This is a genomic window from Hymenobacter sp. DG25B (assembly GCF_000801315.1).
Classification (GTDB): domain Bacteria; phylum Bacteroidota; class Bacteroidia; order Cytophagales; family Hymenobacteraceae; genus Hymenobacter.
In genome coordinates, this window is the sequence record NZ_CP010054.1 from 1670919 (window position 1) to 1690218 (window position 19300).

General features: G+C 60.0%; 17 protein-coding genes and 1 pseudogene. 2 read left to right on the forward strand and 16 right to left on the reverse strand.

Features of this window, described 5'->3' with window-relative positions:
- Nucleotides 1-9: 9 nt before the first annotated feature.
- The 7 genes from arsB to PK28_RS07190 form a co-directional block, all read right to left on the reverse strand.
- A complete protein-coding gene (arsB, locus tag PK28_RS07160) occupies nt 10-1116 on the reverse strand; it encodes an ACR3 family arsenite efflux transporter (RefSeq protein ID WP_044512864.1) in 1107 nt (368 codons plus the stop codon).
- Nucleotides 1117-1161: 45 nt separating this feature from the next.
- The gene (locus PK28_RS07165) at nt 1162-1560 is read right to left on the reverse strand and encodes a DUF2255 family protein (protein ID WP_044512866.1); all 399 of its coding nucleotides are present in this window, start codon (nt 1558-1560) and stop codon (nt 1162-1164) included.
- A gap of 32 nt (nt 1561-1592) precedes the next feature.
- Nucleotides 1593-2117 (reverse strand): GNAT family N-acetyltransferase, encoded by a 525-nt coding sequence (locus tag PK28_RS07170; RefSeq protein WP_044512869.1) that lies wholly within the window; start codon nt 2115-2117, stop codon nt 1593-1595.
- Nucleotides 2118-2200: 83 nt separating this feature from the next.
- On the reverse strand, nt 2201-2767 hold the full coding sequence (locus tag PK28_RS07175) for an ArsI/CadI family heavy metal resistance metalloenzyme (protein WP_048825714.1): 567 nt from the start codon (nt 2765-2767) through the stop codon (nt 2201-2203).
- A 65-nt stretch (nt 2768-2832) separates the two neighbouring features.
- On the reverse strand, nt 2833-3183 hold the full coding sequence (locus PK28_RS07180; RefSeq protein ID WP_044512871.1) for an ArsR/SmtB family transcription factor: 351 nt from the start codon (nt 3181-3183) through the stop codon (nt 2833-2835).
- A gap of 141 nt (nt 3184-3324) precedes the next feature.
- Complete coding sequence (locus tag PK28_RS07185; protein ID WP_044512874.1) at nt 3325-3582, reverse strand: hypothetical protein; 258 nt, start codon at nt 3580-3582, stop codon at nt 3325-3327.
- Nucleotides 3583-3607: 25 nt separating this feature from the next.
- A complete protein-coding gene (locus PK28_RS07190; RefSeq protein WP_044512876.1) occupies nt 3608-4069 on the reverse strand; it encodes a hypothetical protein in 462 nt (153 codons plus the stop codon).
- Nucleotides 4070-4237: 168 nt separating this feature from the next.
- On the opposite strand from PK28_RS07190, the gene PK28_RS07195 reads away from it, so the two are divergent.
- Nucleotides 4238-4528: a GNAT family N-acetyltransferase gene (locus PK28_RS07195; protein WP_044512878.1), complete on the forward strand. Its 291-nt coding sequence runs from the start codon at nt 4238-4240 to the stop codon at nt 4526-4528.
- 73 nt (nt 4529-4601) lie between these two features.
- On the opposite strand, the gene PK28_RS07200 is transcribed toward PK28_RS07195, so the two are convergent.
- Nucleotides 4602-5378: a fasciclin domain-containing protein gene (locus tag PK28_RS07200; protein ID WP_082017005.1), complete on the reverse strand. Its 777-nt coding sequence runs from the start codon at nt 5376-5378 to the stop codon at nt 4602-4604.
- A gap of 224 nt (nt 5379-5602) precedes the next feature.
- Here PK28_RS07200 and PK28_RS07205 point away from each other — a divergent pair, with 224 nt between their 5' ends.
- Nucleotides 5603-6055, forward strand: coding sequence for a hypothetical protein (locus PK28_RS07205; protein ID WP_052430535.1), 453 nt, complete (start codon nt 5603-5605; stop codon nt 6053-6055).
- Between the two features lie 8 nt (nt 6056-6063).
- On the opposite strand, the gene PK28_RS18935 is transcribed toward PK28_RS07205, so the two are convergent.
- From PK28_RS18935 to PK28_RS07245, 8 genes and pseudogenes are all read right to left on the reverse strand, one after another.
- The gene (locus PK28_RS18935) at nt 6064-6474 is read right to left on the reverse strand and encodes a hypothetical protein (protein WP_048825716.1); all 411 of its coding nucleotides are present in this window, start codon (nt 6472-6474) and stop codon (nt 6064-6066) included.
- 112 nt (nt 6475-6586) lie between these two features.
- On the reverse strand, nt 6587-7366 hold the full coding sequence (locus PK28_RS07215; RefSeq protein WP_044512881.1) for an SGNH/GDSL hydrolase family protein: 780 nt from the start codon (nt 7364-7366) through the stop codon (nt 6587-6589).
- A gap of 21 nt (nt 7367-7387) precedes the next feature.
- Nucleotides 7388-8905, reverse strand: a complete 1518-nt coding sequence (locus PK28_RS07220) for a glycoside hydrolase family 30 protein (RefSeq protein WP_044516519.1) — start codon at nt 8903-8905, stop codon at nt 7388-7390.
- Between the two features lie 27 nt (nt 8906-8932).
- Nucleotides 8933-10377: pseudogene (locus tag PK28_RS07225) on the reverse strand (glycoside hydrolase family 30 protein).
- A 167-nt stretch (nt 10378-10544) separates the two neighbouring features.
- Entirely contained in the window at nt 10545-12002 is a 1458-nt protein-coding gene (locus tag PK28_RS07230; RefSeq protein ID WP_044512884.1) for a RagB/SusD family nutrient uptake outer membrane protein, read from the reverse strand.
- Between the two features lie 12 nt (nt 12003-12014).
- Complete coding sequence (locus PK28_RS07235; RefSeq protein WP_048825717.1) at nt 12015-15233, reverse strand: SusC/RagA family TonB-linked outer membrane protein; 3219 nt, start codon at nt 15231-15233, stop codon at nt 12015-12017.
- 97 nt (nt 15234-15330) lie between these two features.
- Entirely contained in the window at nt 15331-16230 is a 900-nt protein-coding gene (locus PK28_RS07240) for a carbohydrate kinase family protein (RefSeq protein WP_231576234.1), read from the reverse strand.
- Nucleotides 16231-16410: 180 nt separating this feature from the next.
- Entirely contained in the window at nt 16411-19242 is a 2832-nt protein-coding gene (locus tag PK28_RS07245) for a substrate-binding domain-containing protein (RefSeq protein WP_048825719.1), read from the reverse strand.
- Between the last annotated feature and the right edge of the window lie 58 nt (nt 19243-19300).

Below are 19300 nucleotides of genomic sequence, written 5' to 3' on the forward strand. Positions count from 1 at the left end.
TGCCATACACTACGAGGTAGTGCTTCCGGGGGCTGCTGATGCTGAGCCGTACCAGCGGCGGCGCAGCCAGAAGGCCACATTCACCAGCGCAATAAGAGCGGGTACCTCAATCAGGGGGCCTACCACGCCGGCAAATGCCTGCCCCGAGTTCAGACCAAATACGCCAATAGCCACGGCAATGGCCAGTTCAAAGTTGTTGCCGGTAGCTGTAAAGGCAATGCTGGTATTCTCGGCGTAGCCGGCGCCCAGCCACTTGCCCGCACCAAAGCTCAGCAGGAACATAATGCCAAAGTACAGGCCCAGCGGCAGCGCAATGCGCAGCACATCCAACGGGATCTGCACAATCAGCTGGCCTTTCAAACTGAACATCACCACAATGGTGGCCAGCAGCGCAATAAGCGTAATGGGGCTGATGGCCGGAATAAACACCGTTTCGTACCAGGCATCTCCCTTAGCGGCGCGCAAAATGGAGCGGGACAGAAAGCCTGCCGCAAAAGGAATGCCCAGGTACACCAGCACGCTCTGCGCAATATCCCAGATACCGATATTTACCGCGTAGCCCTTTAGCCCAAAATACGGGGGCAGCACCGTGATAAAGAGCCAGGCCAATACACTGTAAAAGAGCACCTGAAAAATAGAATTCAAGGCCACCAGCCCGGCGGCATATTCGCGCGAGCCATCAGCCAGATCATTCCACACCAGCACCATGGCAATGCAGCGCGCAATACCAATCAGAATCAGACCCATCATGTATTCCGGCTTATCGGGCAGCAGCCAGATGGCCAGGAAAAACATGAGCAGCGGCCCTACAATCCAGTTCAGAAAAAGGGAAAGGCCAATGATGCGCGTATTCCGGAATACGCGCGGCAGCTGCTCATATTTCACCTTGGCCAGGGGTGGGTACATCATCAGGATAAGCCCGAGGGCCAGGGGCACATTCACCGTGCCCACGGAAAAGTAATTGACGACGCGCTCCACGCCCGGCACAAAATAACCCAGCGCCACGCCCAGGGCCATAGCCAGGAATATCCAGAGCGTGAGGCCCCGGTCCAGGCCGGAAAGCTTTTTGCGGGCCAATACGGCCGGGGCAGGAGTGGGAGAAAGAGGCGGCGTCATGTAAATAGAACAGGCTGGTATACCAGCAGCAGGGAAAGAAAAAAATCAGTTAACCGAAGAAGCCGGGGAGGCCGCAGGAAGCACTACCAGCTCCAGGGTGCGGGCCACGTGCTGGGGTTGGGTAATACCCTGGGCGTAGGGGGAGTTGGCGCCGGCATCGTACTTGGCCAGGTAAGCCTGGCTAATCCGCTCGTTTAGGTGGGCTAAATCAGGTGGTACTACGGCCCGCACGGGGACCACCTCCTCGCCGCAGCGAATGGCCCCGGTCGGGTTTTCCAGAAACGTGTTAAACCAGCTTTTCTCGGCCAGTCCCCAGGAGCGGGTAAAAATCCGGTTGTTTACCACCACCATCCAGATAGAGAGGAAAGTAGCTCGGTCCTGCCCGGCCCGAATGCCGATCAGGTTATGCTGACGAATGTAATCGAGGGTATCAGTAGCAGACATGGGAGGAGCAGCGAGCAACGTCGGTTGTTGGTTTATTCACTCTGCGAAGCAGCTAAAGCAGAAGCAGCAACTCCCACCACCTGGCTGCGCCGTTCCATGAGCACCGTATCCCGCCACACGCCGTGCAGCTGGCCAATCCGCTCCCGGTAGCCCACTGTCCGGAACCCCACCGACTCGTGCAGGCGCAGGCTGGCGTTGTTCTCCCGAAAAATGCCCGCCTGTAGCGTCCAGATGCCGTTTTTCTCCGATTCCTGGATGAGTGCGCGCAGCAGCTGACGGCCCACCCCTTGCCCGCGGGCTTCATCGGCCACATAAATGCTAACCTCAGCCACGCCCCCATACACGCACCTGCCTGATACCGGCGACAGCGCCGCCCAGGCCAGCACCTGCCCATCATCGAACAAGGCTGCCAGGCGGCTATGCTGCAGGTGGCCGGCATCCCAATCGGCCCAGGCGGGCGCCTGGGTGGTAAAGGTGGCATTGCCGGTATCCATGCCAGCCTGGTAAATAGCCTGGCCAGCCGGCCAGTGCGCTTCGATAAGGGATTTGATCAGCATAAGGATAGAAGAGAAACTAAAGCCGCGGGCGCTTGAAAAACGCCCGCGACCTTATCGGAAAATCATCAGCAGCAAACCAAATGTTAGGCGCAGCCGCAGCTGGTGGAGCAGGCGCTGGCGGCCACGGGCTCGGGCGTGATGGTAAAGGCCATGGGCGCAGTGGTCAGCACTTCCTCCGCAACGGCCTGCTTTGCCGCGGGCGCAATGCAGCACTGTGTGCTTTCGCTGGCCTGGTCGTACTCGGCCTGGTAGCGTGGGTCGTTAAACTCGGCGTCTTCGTGGAAGTAGTACACTTCCCACTCCACGCCGTCGGGGTCGTTTACCCAAAATTTATCCTGCTTGGCGTAGCAGCAGCTGGTGCCTACTTCTTCGCGGTTTACCAGGCCAGCCTCGCGGGCCACGGCCAGGCGGTGCTCCAGCTCTGCCACGGTTTCTACCTGAAAGCCCAGGTGCCCGAAGTGGCTCTGCACCCGCTGGGGGTTTTCTACGAAGGAGATGATGAGGGAAGGCTGCTCCAGTATATACTTGGCGTAGCCCGGCTTAATCTTGGTGGCGGGCTGCCCAAAGAAAGCCGTGTAGAAGTTGACGGTGGCCGTGAGGTTGGAAACGTACAACGACACGTGCATGCGGGGGAAAGGGGTAGTTTTCATAGTCAGAAAGGGTAGCGAGGGGATGGAAGAAAGAAGGGAAAAGGAGGGAAGAAAGCGGCTGGAAATCAGCAGGCGCAGCCGGTGGGGGAGCAGGCAGCAGCAGGGGAGGCCGCTACCTGGAAAAAGGCGGCAAACTGCTGCTGCACTTCCTGAAACAGCTCGGTATTCAGGCAGTAGCACACCGTCAGGCCATCAATGTCGCCCTTAATCAGGCCCACGGCTTTCAGCTCCTGCAGATGCTGGGAAACGGTGGTGCGGCTAAGCGGAAGCTCGGCGGCAATGTCGCCGGAAATACAGGTTTGGCGGGCGGCCAGCAGCTCGATAATGGCTACCCGCGCCGGGTGCGCCAGGGCCTTGGCCAGGCGGGCCAGCTGCTGCTGGCCTTCAGTAAATCCGGTGAGTTTGGCGTAGGTCATGGGTGGCTTGTGAAGTATGACGTAAACATACGTCATAAGGAAAGCCAATGTCAAGTATTCGATAAAATAAATATTACGGTAAAAACAAAAAACCCGCTTTGTATAGCACAGAGCGGGTTTTTGGAAACGAAAAATTCGGGTTTATCGGTTGTTGTCGTCGATGGGGTTGTTGAAGCCCGGGTCGCGCAGCTCGTCTACCTGGCTTTCCTCCGGGTCGGGGCCGGTGGTGGGGGTATCGGGCTGGCCGGAAGTGGCGGCGTCCAGCATATCGGAAGTGTCCAGGGTGCCTTCCTCGTCGCGCTTGTAGTTATACAGCTCGTCGTGGTGGCGCTGCTGCTCGGGTGTCATTTTACCTTTGCCGGCGGCATCGTCGGCGGCGGTGTTCTTGGATGTGGCCATGGGAATAGGGAGGAGAGAGAATTAATTACACGTTCTGGTCCAGGCGACTGGGCTCGTCCTCGGAGCCATTGCTGCGGTTGGCGGGCTCCCGGGTTTCCCAGTTGCGGGTGCCGCTGCCGTAGCGCGGGTCGTCCTCTTTGTAGGACTCGCGGCGCTCCGCGCTTTCTGCGTTGTGCGCGGCTTTCACCTCACCGGTAGCCAGGTTTTGCGGGGCGCTGCCGCGCTGCTCCGGCGCCGGGGTAGAGGGGGCAGCTACGCCGCCGGGTACGCCCTCAGCCGGCAATGCCTGCTCAGGGGCGCCAAACTCGCCGTAGGTGGGCGTGGTGGCGGAGGTATTGGGTACGGTGGCGCTCTGGCCGGCTACGCCGGTAGTAGACTGCTCCGGCGCATTGGTTCCTTTACGAATATTATCGGGCTGGCGGTCCTTGCGGAATTCGCTGAACTCGTCCGGATTGTCGTTGCTGCCGTCGTTGGGGTTGATGTGCATGGGAATACAAACTTGGAGTAGAGATGGACAAACACAGGGCGGCAAGCGCCCTTGCTTAAGCCATACGTAAACCGGCGGGCTTGTGGCTACGCTTCGCCAAAATCCCGAACCAGGCGTATAACCCGGAGCGGCGCTTTCCCGGCCGCCCCATGCCTTTATTTTACGCTTATGCCGCACCCCAACCCTCCAATTCAGCACAACCAGGAAGACCAGGAATTCACTGCCCTGGTAAATGGCTGCAACGCCGAACTGGCCTACAGCCTGCCCGCCGCGCAGGTCATCGACTTTACCCACACCTTTGTGGATGAAGAGCTGCGGGGCCAGAAAATAGCCGACTGCCTGGCTCAGGAAGCCCTGCAGTACGCGCGGGCCAACCAGCTGCGCGTAACGGCCAGCTGCTCTTTTATGCAGGCCTACCTGCACAAACACCACGAGGAGTACGCCGATATATTGGCGTAATCCTCCATCAAAAGACATAAAAAAGCCCGCGGCAGCAGAGCGCCGCGGGCTTTTTTATGTCTTGCAGTCAGGCTTAGCGAGTCGGCATCAGCACGGTATCCACTACGTGGGTCACGCCATTGCTGGAAACCACGTTCGGGATGGTGACGTTGGCCATGCCGCCTTTGGCATCATGAATCATGACCATATCCCCGTTGCGGTGCACGGTCAGGGTTTCGCCTTCTACGGTGGTCAGTACCTGCCCGTCTTTCAGGTCGGCGGCCATCAGGCGGCCGGGCACTACGTGGTAGGTGAGAATGGTGCTCAGCTTTTCTTTGTTGGCGGGCATAAGCAAGGTATTTACGGTGCCGGCGGGCAGCTTATCAAAAGCGGCGTTGGTGGGGGCAAATACGGTGAATGGGCCGGGGCCCTGCAGCGTGGAAACCAGGTCGGCGGCTTTCACGGCCGCTACCAGCGTGGAGTGCTCATTGGAGGCGGAGGCATTCATCACAATGTCCTTATTGGGCATCATCATGGCACCGCCCACCATCACGCCGGCCGCGTTGCCGGAGGTAGCATTATCCATGCCGGTGCCCATGGCGGGGCTGCCCATTTCCATGCCGCCGGTGGTACCGCCCATAGAGCCATCCATGGGCTTGGCCTTCGACTTCATTTTGTCGCCCTTGCCCGACTTGCCTTTCATCTTGGTTTTGCCGTCGTCCTGCACTTTGGTCTTCATCATGGCATCCCCCTCTTTGGTCTTCGTCTTTTCATTGTCCGACTTGGTTTCCGTCTGGGCCCGCACTACGGGGGCCGTGCACACGCTTAAGGCAAGCGCCAGAGCGCAGGTAGAAAACAGTTGCTTGATCATGGCTTTTAGAAAAAGGTTGAGTGAGACACTAACTACCGCTATACGGCCCTGCCCTGAGAACCGGATTTATAGAATTGCGGCTACATTCTATGCCCGCTTCTGACCGGCAGGAAGCTGTTTTTTATAGGATTTTTGTTAAAAGTAATAATAATTATCAATAAAATGATATAATATTAGGGGCACTGATTTACAGTACCCTTTTCTCACCCCTTTATAGTTGAGCTATGCCTTATTCTCTAAAAACCCTGCCCTTTGTCCTGCTTCTGAGCCTGTTTCTGACCTCTGCGGCGGTGGCCCAGCAACAGCAGGAACCCCGCACGCCGGCCGCCCCCGGCGACTCCGTGTGGGTTATCGTAAACTCGGTGAAGCCCGATAAGCGGACTCAGTTTGAACGGTTTGTGAATGAGGTGTTCTGGCCGGCGGCCAAAAAGCTGCCGCTGGCGGAGCAGCAGATATTCCGGCATACCCGCGTGCTGTACTCCGGGCGGCCGGAAAAAGACGGCACCTATGAGTATGTTTTCATCATGGACCCCGTGATGCCCGGCCAGGACTATGACATCGAGCACCTGCTCCAGAAAATGTTTACGGCCGATAAAGCTGCTGCCTACAATAAGATGTTTGAAGAAACCCAGGCCGGCGAGCAGAAGTGGTACCGCATGGTGCAAAGCCGCCTGTAGGCAGGGCGCTAGGCCTGCGTATGCAGCCAGGCGGCCGCATCAATCGTGTTATCAAACACGCGGTAGGTTAAGGCCGCCGACTCGGCTTCACTCACCAGATTATTAACCGATAAGCGGGCAAATACATCTTCCGGCAGCACAATGGCCCCAAACATGGGCCGGTCGTTGCGGGCCAGCCAGTATTTTTTTACCCAGTCCCTTTCTTCGTCCGTGAACGGCGCCATGGCCGTTTGATCGGCCAGCAGGCGGTTCCAGTTGCGGGTGTGCAGCAACTGGCTGGCATGGGTCAGAAAGGCCTGCAGGTCGCTGAGGGTGCGCTTGCCCGCGTTGTACTGTACTATAGCGTAGCCATCAGGGTGTTCCAGCAGACTTCCTACCAGGTTTTCAAAATAGATACGCGTGGGTCGACTAACCATCATGGCAACAGATCAACAAAAAATAGTCAGTGCCCTTTACGGCGGCTGACTATTTTTATCTATTGCCGAATCAAGAAAGTGTAGAACTGACGGAAGAAAAATCCGGGTCAGAGAGCTATTTGCGTTTTAAAGCAGCCGCTATGGCCTGCTGCAGGAGCGGCTCCATTACCCGGTAGCCGGGTAGCGTGGGGTGCACGCCATCCTGGCCATATTCCTGCTTCAGCCCCTGGCGCTCATCAGCCAGGGCGGTGTGGTAGTTCAGGTACACCAGGCGGTTTTTGGTGGCGTAGGCTTCTATCAACTGATTCAGGGCCACAATTTTGGGCGCTGGCTGCAGGTTGGGCCGCCAGGGGAAATCATAGGCGGGCGGCACGGAGCACAGCACTACCCGAATACCCTGAGCCCGGGCCAGCTCCACCATCGACATAATGTTGTCCATGGTGGACGTTGGGCTGTAGGGGCCGCGGTTTTCGGCTACGTCGTTGGTGCCCGCCAGAATAACTACCACGGCCGGGCGCAGGGCTACCACGTCCTGCCGGAAGCGCAGCAGCATTTGCCCCGAGGTCTGGCCGCCAATGCCGCGCCCAATGAACTCGTAAGGCTGGCGGCGGGCGAAAAAGGCCGAATCGGCGGTTGGCCAGCCTTCCGTAATAGAGTTGCCCAGCAGCACCACGCGGGGCACACCGGGGATAGGGGCGGGCAGCTGCTGATTGGCGGCCGCATAGCGTTTCAGAAAGGCCCAGTCGTTGTGCAGCCGGTCTTCTTCCTGGCGGTGCCATTCATCCTGGGCGGGTTGCTGGGCAAAGGCCGGCATGGCCCCCAGCAATGCCCCGGCCAGCAGCCCGCCCGCCAGCAACATGCGGTTCGCAAAACCAGACGGGAGGACTGCTTTCATGGCATGAAGATTTCGATTGACTTACTGAATTACAAACGTCTGGATGGAGTGCGGCAAACTCACGGCCGAGGCGGCCTGGCCCTGCAGCCGCAGCTGGAAATCCTGTTTGGTATCAGTGCCGTTCATTACCACCACGGCCACGCTGCCATCGGGGTTGCGGTAGGCGGTGGTGCTGAGTACGTCGCGGCTGCTGGAGCTGATGATGCGCTTAGCGCCGGGCCGGATGAACCGGGAGAAGTGCCCGATGTAATAGTAGCTGTTGGTGTACAGTAGCTTGCCGCTGCGCGTATCGCCATGAATGGGCGCAAAGCAGAAGTTGCCCACGTGGTTGGGGCCGCCCTTCTCATCCAGCAGAATATTCCAGTCCGTCCAGCCCACGGTGCCGCTGTTGAAGTCGTTAATCATCGACATGCCGTACTTCTCGCCCAGGCGCCAGTCGTTCACCTGGTCCAGGCTAAACTTCTCCACGCAGCCTTCTGTGAAAATCAGGTTGGTGTTGGGGAAGGTTTCGTGCACCCGGCGCAGGTTCTCGAAGTTCATGCCGGCGCCGGTCCAGGTTTCGTACCAGTGGTAGCCAATGCCCCACACGTACTGAGCCGCTTTGGGGTCATCCAGAATAGTGCTGGCGCGCTGGTATACTAGGTCGCGGTTGTGGTCCCAGGCAATGAGCTTCTTGTCCTTCATGCCTGCTTTGTGCAGCGTTGGCCCCAGGTATTCCTTAATAAAGTCGCGCTCTTCCTCAGCCGTGTACAGGCAGGACTCCCAGATCTGCTTGGCCATGGTTTCGTTCTGCACCGTGAGGCCCCAGATGGGAATGCCCTGCTTTTCGTACTCCTTAATGAACTTGATGTAGTAGTTGGCCCAGGGCTGGCGGTACTGGGGCAGCAGCTTGCCGCCGTGCAGCATATCGTTATTATCCTTCATCCAGGCGGGCGGGCTCCAGGGGCTCACGTACATCGTAAGCTTGCCACCGGCCGCGGCCATGGCCTGCTTGATGAAGGGAATCCGGAACTGCTCATCGTGCTTCACGCTGAAGGTTTTCAGCTCAGTATCCTTATCGGCTATGTAGGTATAGCTGCCGCTGGAAAAATCGGTGCTGTTGATGGGCGTGCGGGCCAGGGTGTAGCCAATGCCCTTGGTAGGGCTGAAGTAGGCCTGCATAAACTCCTGCTGGGCCGCTTTGGGCAGTTTGGCAAAGGTTTCGGCCGAGGCATCCGTCATGGCGGCTCCAATACCCAGCATCGTCTGGAAAGTGTGCTGGGGGTCTACGAACACGCACAGCTGGGTTTCCAGCGGCTGCGGGGCCGGCTGAAAGGCCAGGTCGCCGGCGGCGGAAAGGCGCAGCTCGGTGTTTGCGGCCGTGGTAAACACCTGGGCTTTTTTGCCCGCCACGGAAAACGCGCTGACCTTACCGGCCGCTTTGCTGGTTTTCTGGGTGGCGGGTTTTGGGGTAGTAGGCTTACTGGTTTTCTGTGCCAGGGCAGGGCTGAGGCCGATGGAGGCCGAGAGCAGCAGAAGAGAAAGGAGCTTGTTCGTCATAAAAAAATAGATCTGCACAAGAGGATTTTACCACACATAGGTACCTGCGGCCCCGGGTTTGAGGCTGGAGGTAAATTGCTGCCCGCTGTGGCGAATGGTGAAAAACTGGGCGGACTGGCTATCATTCAGCACCACCAACACCTTTTGGCCTGCCGGAGTTTTAAAGGCTACGTTGGGCAGCGTTACGGAGGCTGTAGAGGCAACCCGCACAGAGCCCGGCCGGGCAAATTTAGACGCGTGGGCAATAATGTAGTACGCCGGGTTGCGCGTCACCTGGTCGCCGGAGAGCGTCACGGCGCCCAGGCACTCGGTGCAGCCGCCGGGCGTGTGCGGGTTCTGCTGGGGGTCGGCGGCCAGGTTCCACTCCAGTACGGTGCGGGACCAGTTGCGCGTGGCACCCACAATCAGGGTTTTCACGTGCCAGTTCAGGTCGCCGGGGAAGTTGCCGGGGGCGCCAATCCACTGCTCCGTGAAATATACGTTTTTATCGGGGTGGGCAGTGTGTACTTTGCTCAGCGCCTCAATGGGGCCGGCGTACAGGTGAAACGCCGAGCCATCGATATACTGCTTGGCTTCGGGGTCGTTCAGGATGGAAATAGGGTAGTCGGGGCGGTCGGCGTTGTGGTCGTAGATAATGATTTTCGTGTCGAGCTTTTCAGCTTTAAAGGTGGGGCCGAGGTGCTTTTTCACAAACTCGCCCTGCTGCTCCGGCAGCATCAGCAGGCTGGGGTTGTTGCCCGGGTGCAGGGGCTCATTCTGAATGGTAATGGCATCTATCCGAATGCCCTCGGCCTGCATTCCCTGAATGTATTTCACGAAATACCGGGCGTAGGCATCATAAAACTCGGGCTTCAAAGAGCCGCCCTTGGAGTTGCCATTGGTTTTCATCCACGGCGGCGGCGACCAGGGCGAGCCAAGCAGCTTGATGGTGGGGTTGATGGCCAGAATTTCCTTGAGCACCGGAATCAGATGCTCGCGGTCGGGGGCCAGGCTGAACTTGCTGAGCGTGGGGTCCGTCTGGCCCGCGGGCAGGTCGTCGTAGCTGAAAACCTGGGCATCGAGGTCAGAAGCCCCAATGCTCAGGCGCAGATAGCTTACGCCGATGTGGTTGCCCTCGGTGCCGAACAGCTCCTGCAGCAGGGCCGCGCGGGCGGCCGGCGCCATGGCGTGCAGCAGCTGGGCGCTGCCCCCGTGAGGCAGTAGCCAAAGCCATCAATGGTCTGAAACGTCTGGCTGTCATCTACCTCAATAACAGCGCCGGTGGCCTGGCTAGTGCTGGCTACCAGCGGCGTCTGGGCCTGGAACAGCACCGATTTATCCGCATTGGTAAGCCAGAAAGCAGCCGTGCCGGCCGGAATGGCCACGGGCGTACCGGTAGTGGAGCCCGGCTGCGGCGGCCGCTGGCAGCCGGAGCTCAGCGCCAGGCTAACCAGCAAGGCGAATGGTAAAGAAGATCGAAAAGAAGAAAGCATACCAGATCAAAAAAATCAGAGGCGAAAATGCCGGTGTAAAAAGCAAAGCGCAAGGGCCGGTTTCATCTTTCCCTTACCCGAAACCGGCCCCGGCTTCGCGCCGCCGGGGTGCAGAAAGTCCCGGCAGCGGAAATCAGGCGGGCGGCGTGATAGTGCCGCCCGCACTTTTAGTAACCCGGGTTCTGCTGAATGTTGGGGTTGTTGTTGGTTTCCTGCTGCGGAATGGGCAGCAGCAGGTAGTTCTCGTCGCGGCGGGCCAGCTTTTCCTCAATCAGGTTGAGGGCATCTACCGGGTGGTTCACGCTGGGCTGGGCCATTTCGTGGCGGGCATAGCGCAGCAAATCAAACCACCGCTCGCCCTCAAAGGCCAGCTCCAGGCGGCGCTGCAAATCTATTTCCGTGCGCAGCGTGGCTTCGGTGGCAGCCTGCGGCGAGGCGACTGTAAGAGCCGTCAGGCCGGCGCGCTCCCGCACCTTGTTCAGCGGCCCCAGCGCACCGGCAATGTCGCCCTGCTCGTTGGCGGCTTCGGCCTGCATCAGCAGCACGTCGGCCAGGCGCAGCACGTAGGTGTTATCGGGGGAGTTGAAGCCGTTGGGGTTGCCGGGCCACTTGTACACGAAGGGGCCATCGTCGTTGCCGGTGCCTTTGCCCCCATCAATGTAGCTCACATGGTCGCGGCCGCCGGGCACTACGCCCACAAACTTCCAGCGCAGGTCCTTCACCGTATCGGCGGCCTGAATCAGCTCCGCAGTAGGGATGTTGAACTTGGGAAACGAATACGTAGCGGGCGGCGCGGGCAGGGCCACATCGGGGAAGATGTTGCCCCCGTCATCGGAACCCGCAAACTGCACCTCAAACACTGATTCCGGCTTGTTCTCCGCCGGGTACAGGCTCTTGGGGGTAGAGGCCAGGCTATAAAGGCCACTGCTTACTACCTTATCAGCGGCCGCCGCGGCCGCTGACCAGTTGCGCTGCGTGAGCTGCACGCGGGCCAGCAGCCCATTGGCCGAGCCTTTGGTGGCGCGGCTGCGGTCAGTAGCATCGCCCGTGGGGGCCAGGTTGGCGGCTTCGGTCAGGTCAGCTACAATCTGCTGATACACCTGGTCCGGGGTAGAGCGGCTAAGGTTCAGCACGGCCGGGTCACCGGTTTCGGTGGGCTCCAGGCGCAGCGGCACGCCGCCGTACAAGCGCACCAGGTTAAAGTAGTGCAGGGCGCGCAGGAAGCGGGCCTCGCCCAGAATCTCATTTTTGCGCTCCTCGGGCATGGTAATGGCCGGCACATACTTCAGCACCGCATTGGCGCGGTTGATGCCAATGTAGGCCGCCGTGTACACCGTGCGCACCTGCTTGGTGGTGGGGGCCCAGGTAAAGCGGTCCAGGTCGGTTACGTCACCGTTGGTGCTGGTGGCGTTGTCCGAGGGCATTTCGCCAACCGCAATCAGGTCCAGGCCGTAGGTGCCTTCCTGCTGCAGGGCGTCGTAGGCGGCGGTCAGGCCGGCCTCGGCGTCATCGGTATTCTTGAAGAAGTTGGCGGAGGTGATGCTGGGCAAAGGCTCTTTATCCAGCACGTTGCAACCGGCGGTCAGCAGTACCCCGGCCAGAATGGGAATCAGTATTTTTTTCATGGATGGGGTCAGTTAAAAGGTAGCGTTCAGGCCTACGGTGTAGGTGCGCGCCTGCGGATACACGCCCAGGTCGCGGCCAAAGCCGGTGCTGGAGAAGGGGTCGGCACTCACCTCGGGGTCGTAGCCGGAGTAGTCGGTCCAGGTAATCAGGTTCTGGCCGGTTACATACACGCGAATGCCGCTGATGCCGGTTTTCTGCAGCACGCTCATGGGCAGGCCATAGGCCAGCGTCAGGTTTTTGAGGCGCACGTAGGAGCCATCTTCGATGAAGCGGTCGGAAACCCGGTTGTTCTTGGCGGGGTCGCCCAGAATGGCGCGCGGCACATCGGTATTGGTGTTGGTGGGCGTCCAGCGGTTCAGCACGCGGGTGGTCTGGTTCAGGGCCTCATCCATGCCCTCCGTGGTGCGGCGGGTTTCGTTGTAGATGTCGTTGCCGAAAGAGCCCTGGAAGAAGGCGCTCAGCTCCAGCCCTTTGTAGGTGAAGGTGTTGGTAACCCCGGCAATGGATTTGGGGTTGGCATTGCCGATAACCGTACGGTCTAGGCCGTTGATCTGGCCGTCGCCGTTCAGGTCCTTAAAGCGGATGTCGCCGGCGTGGGCATTGCCATCCAGGGCCTGCGCTTCCGCATCCGTCTGGAAAATGCCATCCACCTTCAGGCCGTAGAAAGAACCCAGCGGCAAGCCAGCGCGCACAATGCTGTAGTCGCCAATGATTTCGCGGTTGCTTTCCTCGCCCTGCTCATTACGCACGGTGCCAATGTTTCTTACTTCGCTGCGGTTCAGCGTGAAGTTCAGGTTGGTAGTCCACCCAAAGCCGCCCTCAGCCTTCACGTTTATAGTCGATAAACCCAGCTCCACGCCTTTATTGTCTACCTCGCCCAGGTTCTGGATGATGGACAGCGTTTGCGCCCCGGAGCTCAGTGGCAGCGGCACTTCAAACAGCAGGTCGGTGCTGCGCTTGCGGTACACGTCGGCATTCAAGGTGAGGCGGTCCTGCAGCAGGCCCAGGTCTAAACCCAGGTTGGTTTGCTTGGTACGCTCCCAGCTCACATCATTATTCCCAATACGCTCGGGTGCAATGCCGCCCGAGATGCTGCCCGCGCCCTGGTAGCCGAAGCCCGAGCCGTAGGTGCTGTAACGGGCATAGTCGCCGATTTCCTGGTTGCCGTTCTCGCCGTAGCTGGCGCGCAGCTTCAGCTCAGAAATAGCATCTACCTGCGGGAAGAAGCTTTCCTTGGTCACGCGCCAGCCCAGGGCCATGGCCGGGAAGTAGCCGAAGCGCTTGTTGGGCGCAAAGCGGCTGGAACCGTCGGCGCGCAGGCTGAAGGTGGCCAGGTACCGGTCCTCAAAGTTGTAGATAGCGCGGCCAAACACGCTGAACAGGCCCCATTCCGACTCATAGCTGCTCACCGAGCGGTTGGCCGTGCCGGCGTACAGGTACGGTACGGCATTAGAGGGGAAGCCCGTGGCGCGGGCGTTGGACGTAAACCGGTTAGACTCCTGCACCGACTGGCCGGCCAGCAGCGTCAGGTTGTGCTTCTCGCCCAGGGAAGGGTTATAGGTCAGCGTGTTTTCGTTCAGCCAGATGGTCTGCTGCACGGTGCCGGTGCGGGCCTGGCCCAGCGTGGCGGGGTCGGGGTTGGCCGTTTGCCGGTTGCCGGGATACTCGCGGGTGATGTACTCGTTTTCGAGCTGCGAGCGGAAATCAATACCCAATGAAGAGCGCAGGCGCAGGTTAGGCAGCAGGTCCAGCTCGCCGAACACGTTACCGATGCCCTGGTAGATAACCGCCTTGTTGTTCGTTTCCTGCAGGTTGCCTACTGGGTTGTCGAAGTTGCGGTAGGGGTTGGTGCCGTAGGTGCCATCGGGGTTGTACACGGGCACCGTGGGAATCTGCGCCAGGGCGCCCATTACGGTGCCGCCGTTGCCGATGCCGCGCTCAGAGCGCACGGCGCCGTTGTTGTTGGTGCGGCTCAGATTCAGGTTGGTACCCACCCGGAAGCGGGTGCTCACATCCTGGTCCAGGTTCAGGCGCACGCTGTAGCGGTCGAAGCCGGAGTTGCGGAAAATACCGTCCTGCTTAAAGTACCCACCCGAGAGGTAGTAGCGGGTTTTATCGGAGCCGCCGCTCATGTTGAGCTGGTAGTTCTGAATGGCGGCCGTGCGGTATACCTCGTCCTGCCAGTCGGTGTTGGCGGGCAGAGTGTTCAGGTCGGTAAAGGCTGGTGCCTGGCCGGCATTCACGCGGGCTTCGTTGTAATACTCCGCAAACTGGCGGGCATCCAGCACGTCAATTTTCTTGCGCAGCTGCTGCTGGCCGTAGTAGGCGCTAAAGCCCACCTGGCCCTTGCCGGCTTTGCCTTTCTTGGTGGTAATTACTACCACGCCGTTGGAGGCGCGCACCCCGTAAATGGCGGCGGCGGCCCCGTCTTTCAGCACGTCAATGCTTTCGATGTCGGCGGGGTTAAGGGCGTTCAGCGGGTTAGGGGGCTGGTTGTTCAAGCCGCCCAGCTCCCGGTCGTAGGTCGGCAGAATGGGCACCCCGTCAATAACATACAGCGGGTTGTTGTTCAGGCTAACCGAGGAGTTGCCGCGGATGCGCACGTTGATGCCGGCACCCGGCGCGCCGCTGGGCGAGGTTACCTGCACACCCGGCGTCTGGCCCTGCAGGGCCTGGTCGAAACCGGCTACCGTCTGGCGCTCAATCTGCTGCGCACCTACCGACGAAACGGCCGTGGTCAGCTCTTTGCGGGTCTGGGTGCCGTAGCCCACTACCACTACTTCGCTCAGGGCCTGCGTATTCTCCGCCAGGGTAGTGCTTGGTACTTCCGTGGACTGCCCTTCTACCACAGAAACCGGAATTCGCACCGTGGTATAGCCAATGGAGGAAATAACCAGCGTTTGGGCGCCGGCCGGTACGTTGGCAATGGTAAAGAACCCATTGGTATCAGTAGAGCTGCCCAGCGAAGTGCCGGCTACTACTACCGTAACGCCGGGCAGGGCCGAGCCTGTGGCGTCAACAATGCGGCCCGTAACGGTGCCGCCGGCTACGGCCGGGTTGCGCAGCGCTTCCAGATAAGTGGGCGAATACGCGGCCGCAACGGTGGCGCGGGCTTCGGCCCCAAAAGGCGCCAGCGCTATGCTGGTGAATAACAGGCCACTTAAAGCAGGCGTCAGCAGCCGCTTGGTAAGGGGCCAGGAGCCGTGGGGAAATGGTACAGGAAACGGCATGGGAATGGGGTTAAGTAAGGGGAGAAGAAAAGTTGTGGGAGAAGGAACGGATGGTTGGGCAGCCAACTAGCCGTTGCCGGGGGCGGACATACAGGCGTCAGGTAAGAGTGGAAGAAGTAAGGGCATCGATATCGGCGGGGGAGAGGGGCGGCATGGCTCCCTGGTGCATGGCTACCAGCGCACCGGCTGCGCAGGCCCGGCGCAGGTAAGTGGCCGGCGGCAGGCTCGTCAGCCGGCCGGCCAGCAGCGCCGCCAGAAAAGCGTCGCCGCAGCCAATGGTATCCTGCACGGGCACCAGAAAGCCAGGGCAGGTAAACAGCTGGTTATCGGTCCAGAGGGCGGCACCGGCGGCCCCGCGCGTAACACACACAGCCTGCAGGCCGAAGCGCCCGACCAACCAGGGCAGGGCCGTGGCCAGATCAGTAGATGGCTGGCCCAGCCAACTCATAATTTCGGTAAGCTCCGGCTCATTCAGCTTCACTAAGTCGGCCTGGCGGAGCAGGTATTTCACCACCTCACGCGAGTAGTGCGGCGGGCGCAAATTCACATCAAACACCTTGAAAGGCGCCACCTGCAGCAGGCGGTACAGGGTTTCGCGGGTAGTCAGGCTGCGGGCGGCCAAGGAGCCAAACACCAGCCCGTGGGAGTTGGCCACGGCCGTGCGCAGCTCGTCGGTGTGCTGGATATAGTCCCAGGCCACCGACTTCAGAATTTTGAACGATACCTCCTGGCGCTGATTTATGTTGGCTTTCACCACGCTTGTGAGGTGAGTAGCGCTGCGCTGCACCAGGTGATTATCGAGGCCTTTGCGGGCGCTGAAAGCCAGCAGCTCGGCACCCAGCTCGTCGTCGCCTACCCGGCTGATGAGCTGTACGGGCACACCCAGCTGGTGCATATGCACGGCAACATTGAAGGGCGCGCCACCGGGCTGCTTGCCGGTAGGCAGCATATCCCAGAGCATTTCTCCGAAGCATACGATGGGGAGCGGCGTAAGCATTGCGGTAGTGGTTGGCAACAAATATCCACTACCCGCCGGCTTACCAATTGCTCATTTCTTTCAAAATCCGTTCAAGAGCTGAATAAATATATGTATTTGAATTACAGTACTATATAATCAAAAAAACCGAGCCTGTTACCGGCTCGGTTTCAATTTTATAACATCACTTTTGAGAATGTTTCAGTGTTTGGGAATGATGTGCAGGGTCCGGAACTCGGAAGGAGAAATCTGGTAGCGCGCTTTAAAGCTGGTGGAGAAGTAGGAAGGCGAGGAGAAGCCCAGCTCATAAGCCACATCGGTAACGGTGAGTGTGTCATCGAGCAGCAACTCGCGGGCCTTGGTCAGGCGGATGCTTTGGATGAAGTCCGTGACGCCAGTGCCGAGCAGCGCTTTCACTTTGCGGTAGAGCTGCATGCGCGAAATGCCCAGGCTATGGGCCACATGTTCCACGCTCAGGTCGGAGCGGGTGAGGTTAGCTTCTATAATGGCGGTGAGGTCGGCCAGGAATTTCTGGTCCGGGTTAGCCCCCGCCACGGTGGTCGTATCCACGGACAACTCGCGCCGGTAATGCTCGCGCTGGCGGGTTCGGTTGGCCAGCAGGGTGCGCACACTCTCCAGCAGGAAGGTAGGGTGGAAGGGCTTGGTCAGATAGAGGTCAGCGCCGGCCTGCACACCTTCCACCTGCTGCTCGGGGGCATTGCGGGCCGTGAGTAGAATCACCGGGATATGCGAGGTGCGCCAGTCGGCCTTAAGCTTAGCCACCACCTCCAAGCCGCTCAGGCCGGGCATCATCACGTCGCACACAATCAGGTCCGGAATCAGGTCGGTGGCCATCCGGAAGCCGGTGTGGCCATCAGTGGCGGTCTGCACCCGGAAATCGGTCTGCAGCTTGCGGGCCAGAAAGTCGTTGACCTCGGCATTATCCTCAATCACCAAAACCAGTGTTTCCCGATCTGCACCGGGGGGCGCATCGGCGGGCGTTTCGGCCGGCATTATTTCGGGCTCGTCCAGGGCAAGCACCACGGGCTCGGCAGGGGTGGCCGAGCGTAGCGCCTCTGGCAGCTCGCGGGGCAGCGTAACCAAAAACGTGCTGCCCTGGCCCGGCTGACTGCTGAACGTGAGTTGGCCCTGATGCAGGCGCGTGAGCCCCTGAGCCAGCGCCAGGCCCATACCCGAGCCTTTCGCCACGGCTCCCTGGTCGCCCTGGTAAAACCATTCAAAAATGTGGGCCTTCTCCTGCTCCGGAATGCCCCGCCCGGTGTCCTCCACGCTTACCTGCAGCGCGCGCCCTGCTTCCACGGCCTGCAGGCTGATAGTAATCTGCCCATTATCCGGGGTGAATTTCAGCGCGTTGCTGAGCAGGTTGAAAAACACCTTATCCAGAATGTTGCCATCGAACCAGCCAGTTAGCACGGGCTCGGCGGCCAGAAAGCGCAGGTTTACCCCGCGCAGGCGGGCGGGTTTCTCAAAGGCATCCACAATCTCCCGCACAAAAGCTACCAGGTTGCCCTCCGTAGCGCGCACGGCCATCTTGCCCACTTCAATTTTCCGGAAATCCAGCAGCTGATTCACCAGCTGCAGCAGGCGCTGGGTGTTGCGGCGCACCAGGCCCAGGTCGTGGCGCTGGGCCGAGTTCAGGTTGGGGCCGTGGGTGAGCAGCTCTTCCACCGGCCCCAGAATGAGCGTAAGCGGGGTGCGCAGCTCGTGGGAGAAGTTGGTGAAAAAGCGCAGCTTGGCCTCCGTATCGGTGCGGGCCTTTTCTGCCATGGCCTCCAGCTGGTTGCGCTGGCTGCTGATTTCTTCGTTCTGGCTAATGAGCTGATGGTTGATGGCATCAATTTCGGCATTCTGCGCAGCCAGCTGGCGGTTAATCTGCCGGTTCTTGCGGGCCGACTGCCAGGCCAACGCACCCAGCGCCGCCGCAACCAGCAGGGCCGCCGCCAGGCTGTAGAGCACGGTTTGCTGGCTGGAAAACGTGGCGCGCAGGGTGCGCAGCAGGTTCTGCTGCCGCTCAATATCCCGCTGCTGACTCACCATTTTATCGGTCTGCTGCTGCATCGTTCGCACGTTGGTGGAGTCGATGACGATGGTGCCCAGCGTGTTTTCCCGCTTGAACGGTTGCTTGTTCAGGATTTTCAGGGCCGTGCGAATAGCTTCCTCGCCGCCCGGCGAATACAACACAGAGGCATCCAGCACGCCGCGCTGCACCAGGTCAATGCCTTCGCCGGGGCCTGACATGCCATCGACCCCAATCACTTTTACCCTTTTGGCAATGCCCAGCTGCTCGCAAACCTCGTGGGCGCCGCGCCCCATGGCATCATTGTGAGCAAAAATGAGCGACACTTCCGGGTGCGCCTGCAGCAGTTTGGTCAGCGCCGGTTTCAGGGTTTTTTCCTGCCAGTTGCCGGTAACCTGGCCTATCAGCGGCATGTTGGGGTAGGCCGCCAGCGCCTGCACAAAACCCTGGTGCCGCTCAGAAGTAGCCGAAGAACCGGGCGTGCCCAGCACTTCTACCACCTGGCCGCGCTGGTTGAGCAGGCGGGCGGCATAGCGGGCGGCTGTCTGGCCCACTTCCAGGTTGTCGCCGCCCACGTAGGCGGTATAGCGGGGCGAGGCCGTGCGGCGGTCCAGCAGCACCACCGGCACTCCCTGGTTAAATGCCTCTTCCACGGCCGGCGTCACCGGGCCCGATTCGTAGGGCGAAACAATCAGCAGATCAATGCCGCCGCGCAGCAATTCCCGGATTTCCTGCTGCTGGCGCTGGCTATTGTCGTGCGCGTCCAGCATGCGCAGCTCCACTTCGGGGTGGAAGCTCAGCTCCCGCTCCATACCGGCCAGCATATCCTGCCGCCAGGGCCCGGCCGTGCTGCATTGGGAAAACCCGATGCGGTAGGCAGGCTTTTTAGCGGGCTGGCTGCAGCCCGGCAGCAACAGCAGCAACCCCAGCAGCAGGGCAAGAGCGCGGCAAAACCGCTGGAAAAGGGGAATAAGCAGGACGTAGGGGAATAACACTAACCAAATATATCGGATACTTTGCAGAGTAGCCAGCTGGGGTACCGGGCCGGGGCGT

Excerpts from the sequence above, each read along its gene's own strand:
- PK28_RS07205 (WP_052430535.1), top strand. The coding sequence starts at position 5,603 with ATGCCTTATTCTCTAAAAACCCTGCCCTTTGTCCTGCTTCTGAGCCTG.
- PK28_RS18935 (WP_048825716.1), bottom strand. The coding sequence starts at position 6,474 with ATGATGGTTAGTCGACCCACGCGTATCTATTTTGAAAACCTGGTAGGA.
- PK28_RS07200 (WP_082017005.1), bottom strand. The coding sequence starts at position 5,378 with ATGATCAAGCAACTGTTTTCTACCTGCGCTCTGGCGCTTGCCTTAAGC.
- PK28_RS07170 (WP_044512869.1), bottom strand. The coding sequence starts at position 2,117 with ATGCTGATCAAATCCCTTATCGAAGCGCACTGGCCGGCTGGCCAGGCT.
- arsB (WP_044512864.1), bottom strand. The coding sequence starts at position 1,116 with ATGACGCCGCCTCTTTCTCCCACTCCTGCCCCGGCCGTATTGGCCCGC.
- PK28_RS07165 (WP_044512866.1), bottom strand. The coding sequence starts at position 1,560 with ATGTCTGCTACTGATACCCTCGATTACATTCGTCAGCATAACCTGATC.
- PK28_RS07215 (WP_044512881.1), bottom strand. The coding sequence starts at position 7,366 with ATGAAAGCAGTCCTCCCGTCTGGTTTTGCGAACCGCATGTTGCTGGCG.
- PK28_RS07185 (WP_044512874.1), bottom strand. The coding sequence starts at position 3,582 with ATGGCCACATCCAAGAACACCGCCGCCGACGATGCCGCCGGCAAAGGT.
- PK28_RS07230 (WP_044512884.1), bottom strand. The coding sequence starts at position 12,002 with ATGAAAAAAATACTGATTCCCATTCTGGCCGGGGTACTGCTGACCGCC.
- PK28_RS07195 (WP_044512878.1), top strand. The coding sequence starts at position 4,238 with ATGCCGCACCCCAACCCTCCAATTCAGCACAACCAGGAAGACCAGGAA.
- PK28_RS07190 (WP_044512876.1), bottom strand. The coding sequence starts at position 4,069 with ATGCACATCAACCCCAACGACGGCAGCAACGACAATCCGGACGAGTTC.
- PK28_RS07240 (WP_231576234.1), bottom strand. The coding sequence starts at position 16,230 with ATGCTTACGCCGCTCCCCATCGTATGCTTCGGAGAAATGCTCTGGGAT.
- PK28_RS07220 (WP_044516519.1), bottom strand. The coding sequence starts at position 8,905 with ATGACGAACAAGCTCCTTTCTCTTCTGCTGCTCTCGGCCTCCATCGGC.
- PK28_RS07180 (WP_044512871.1), bottom strand. The coding sequence starts at position 3,183 with ATGACCTACGCCAAACTCACCGGATTTACTGAAGGCCAGCAGCAGCTG.
- PK28_RS07235 (WP_048825717.1), bottom strand. The coding sequence starts at position 15,233 with ATGCCGTTTCCTGTACCATTTCCCCACGGCTCCTGGCCCCTTACCAAG.
- PK28_RS07175 (WP_048825714.1), bottom strand. The coding sequence starts at position 2,767 with ATGAAAACTACCCCTTTCCCCCGCATGCACGTGTCGTTGTACGTTTCC.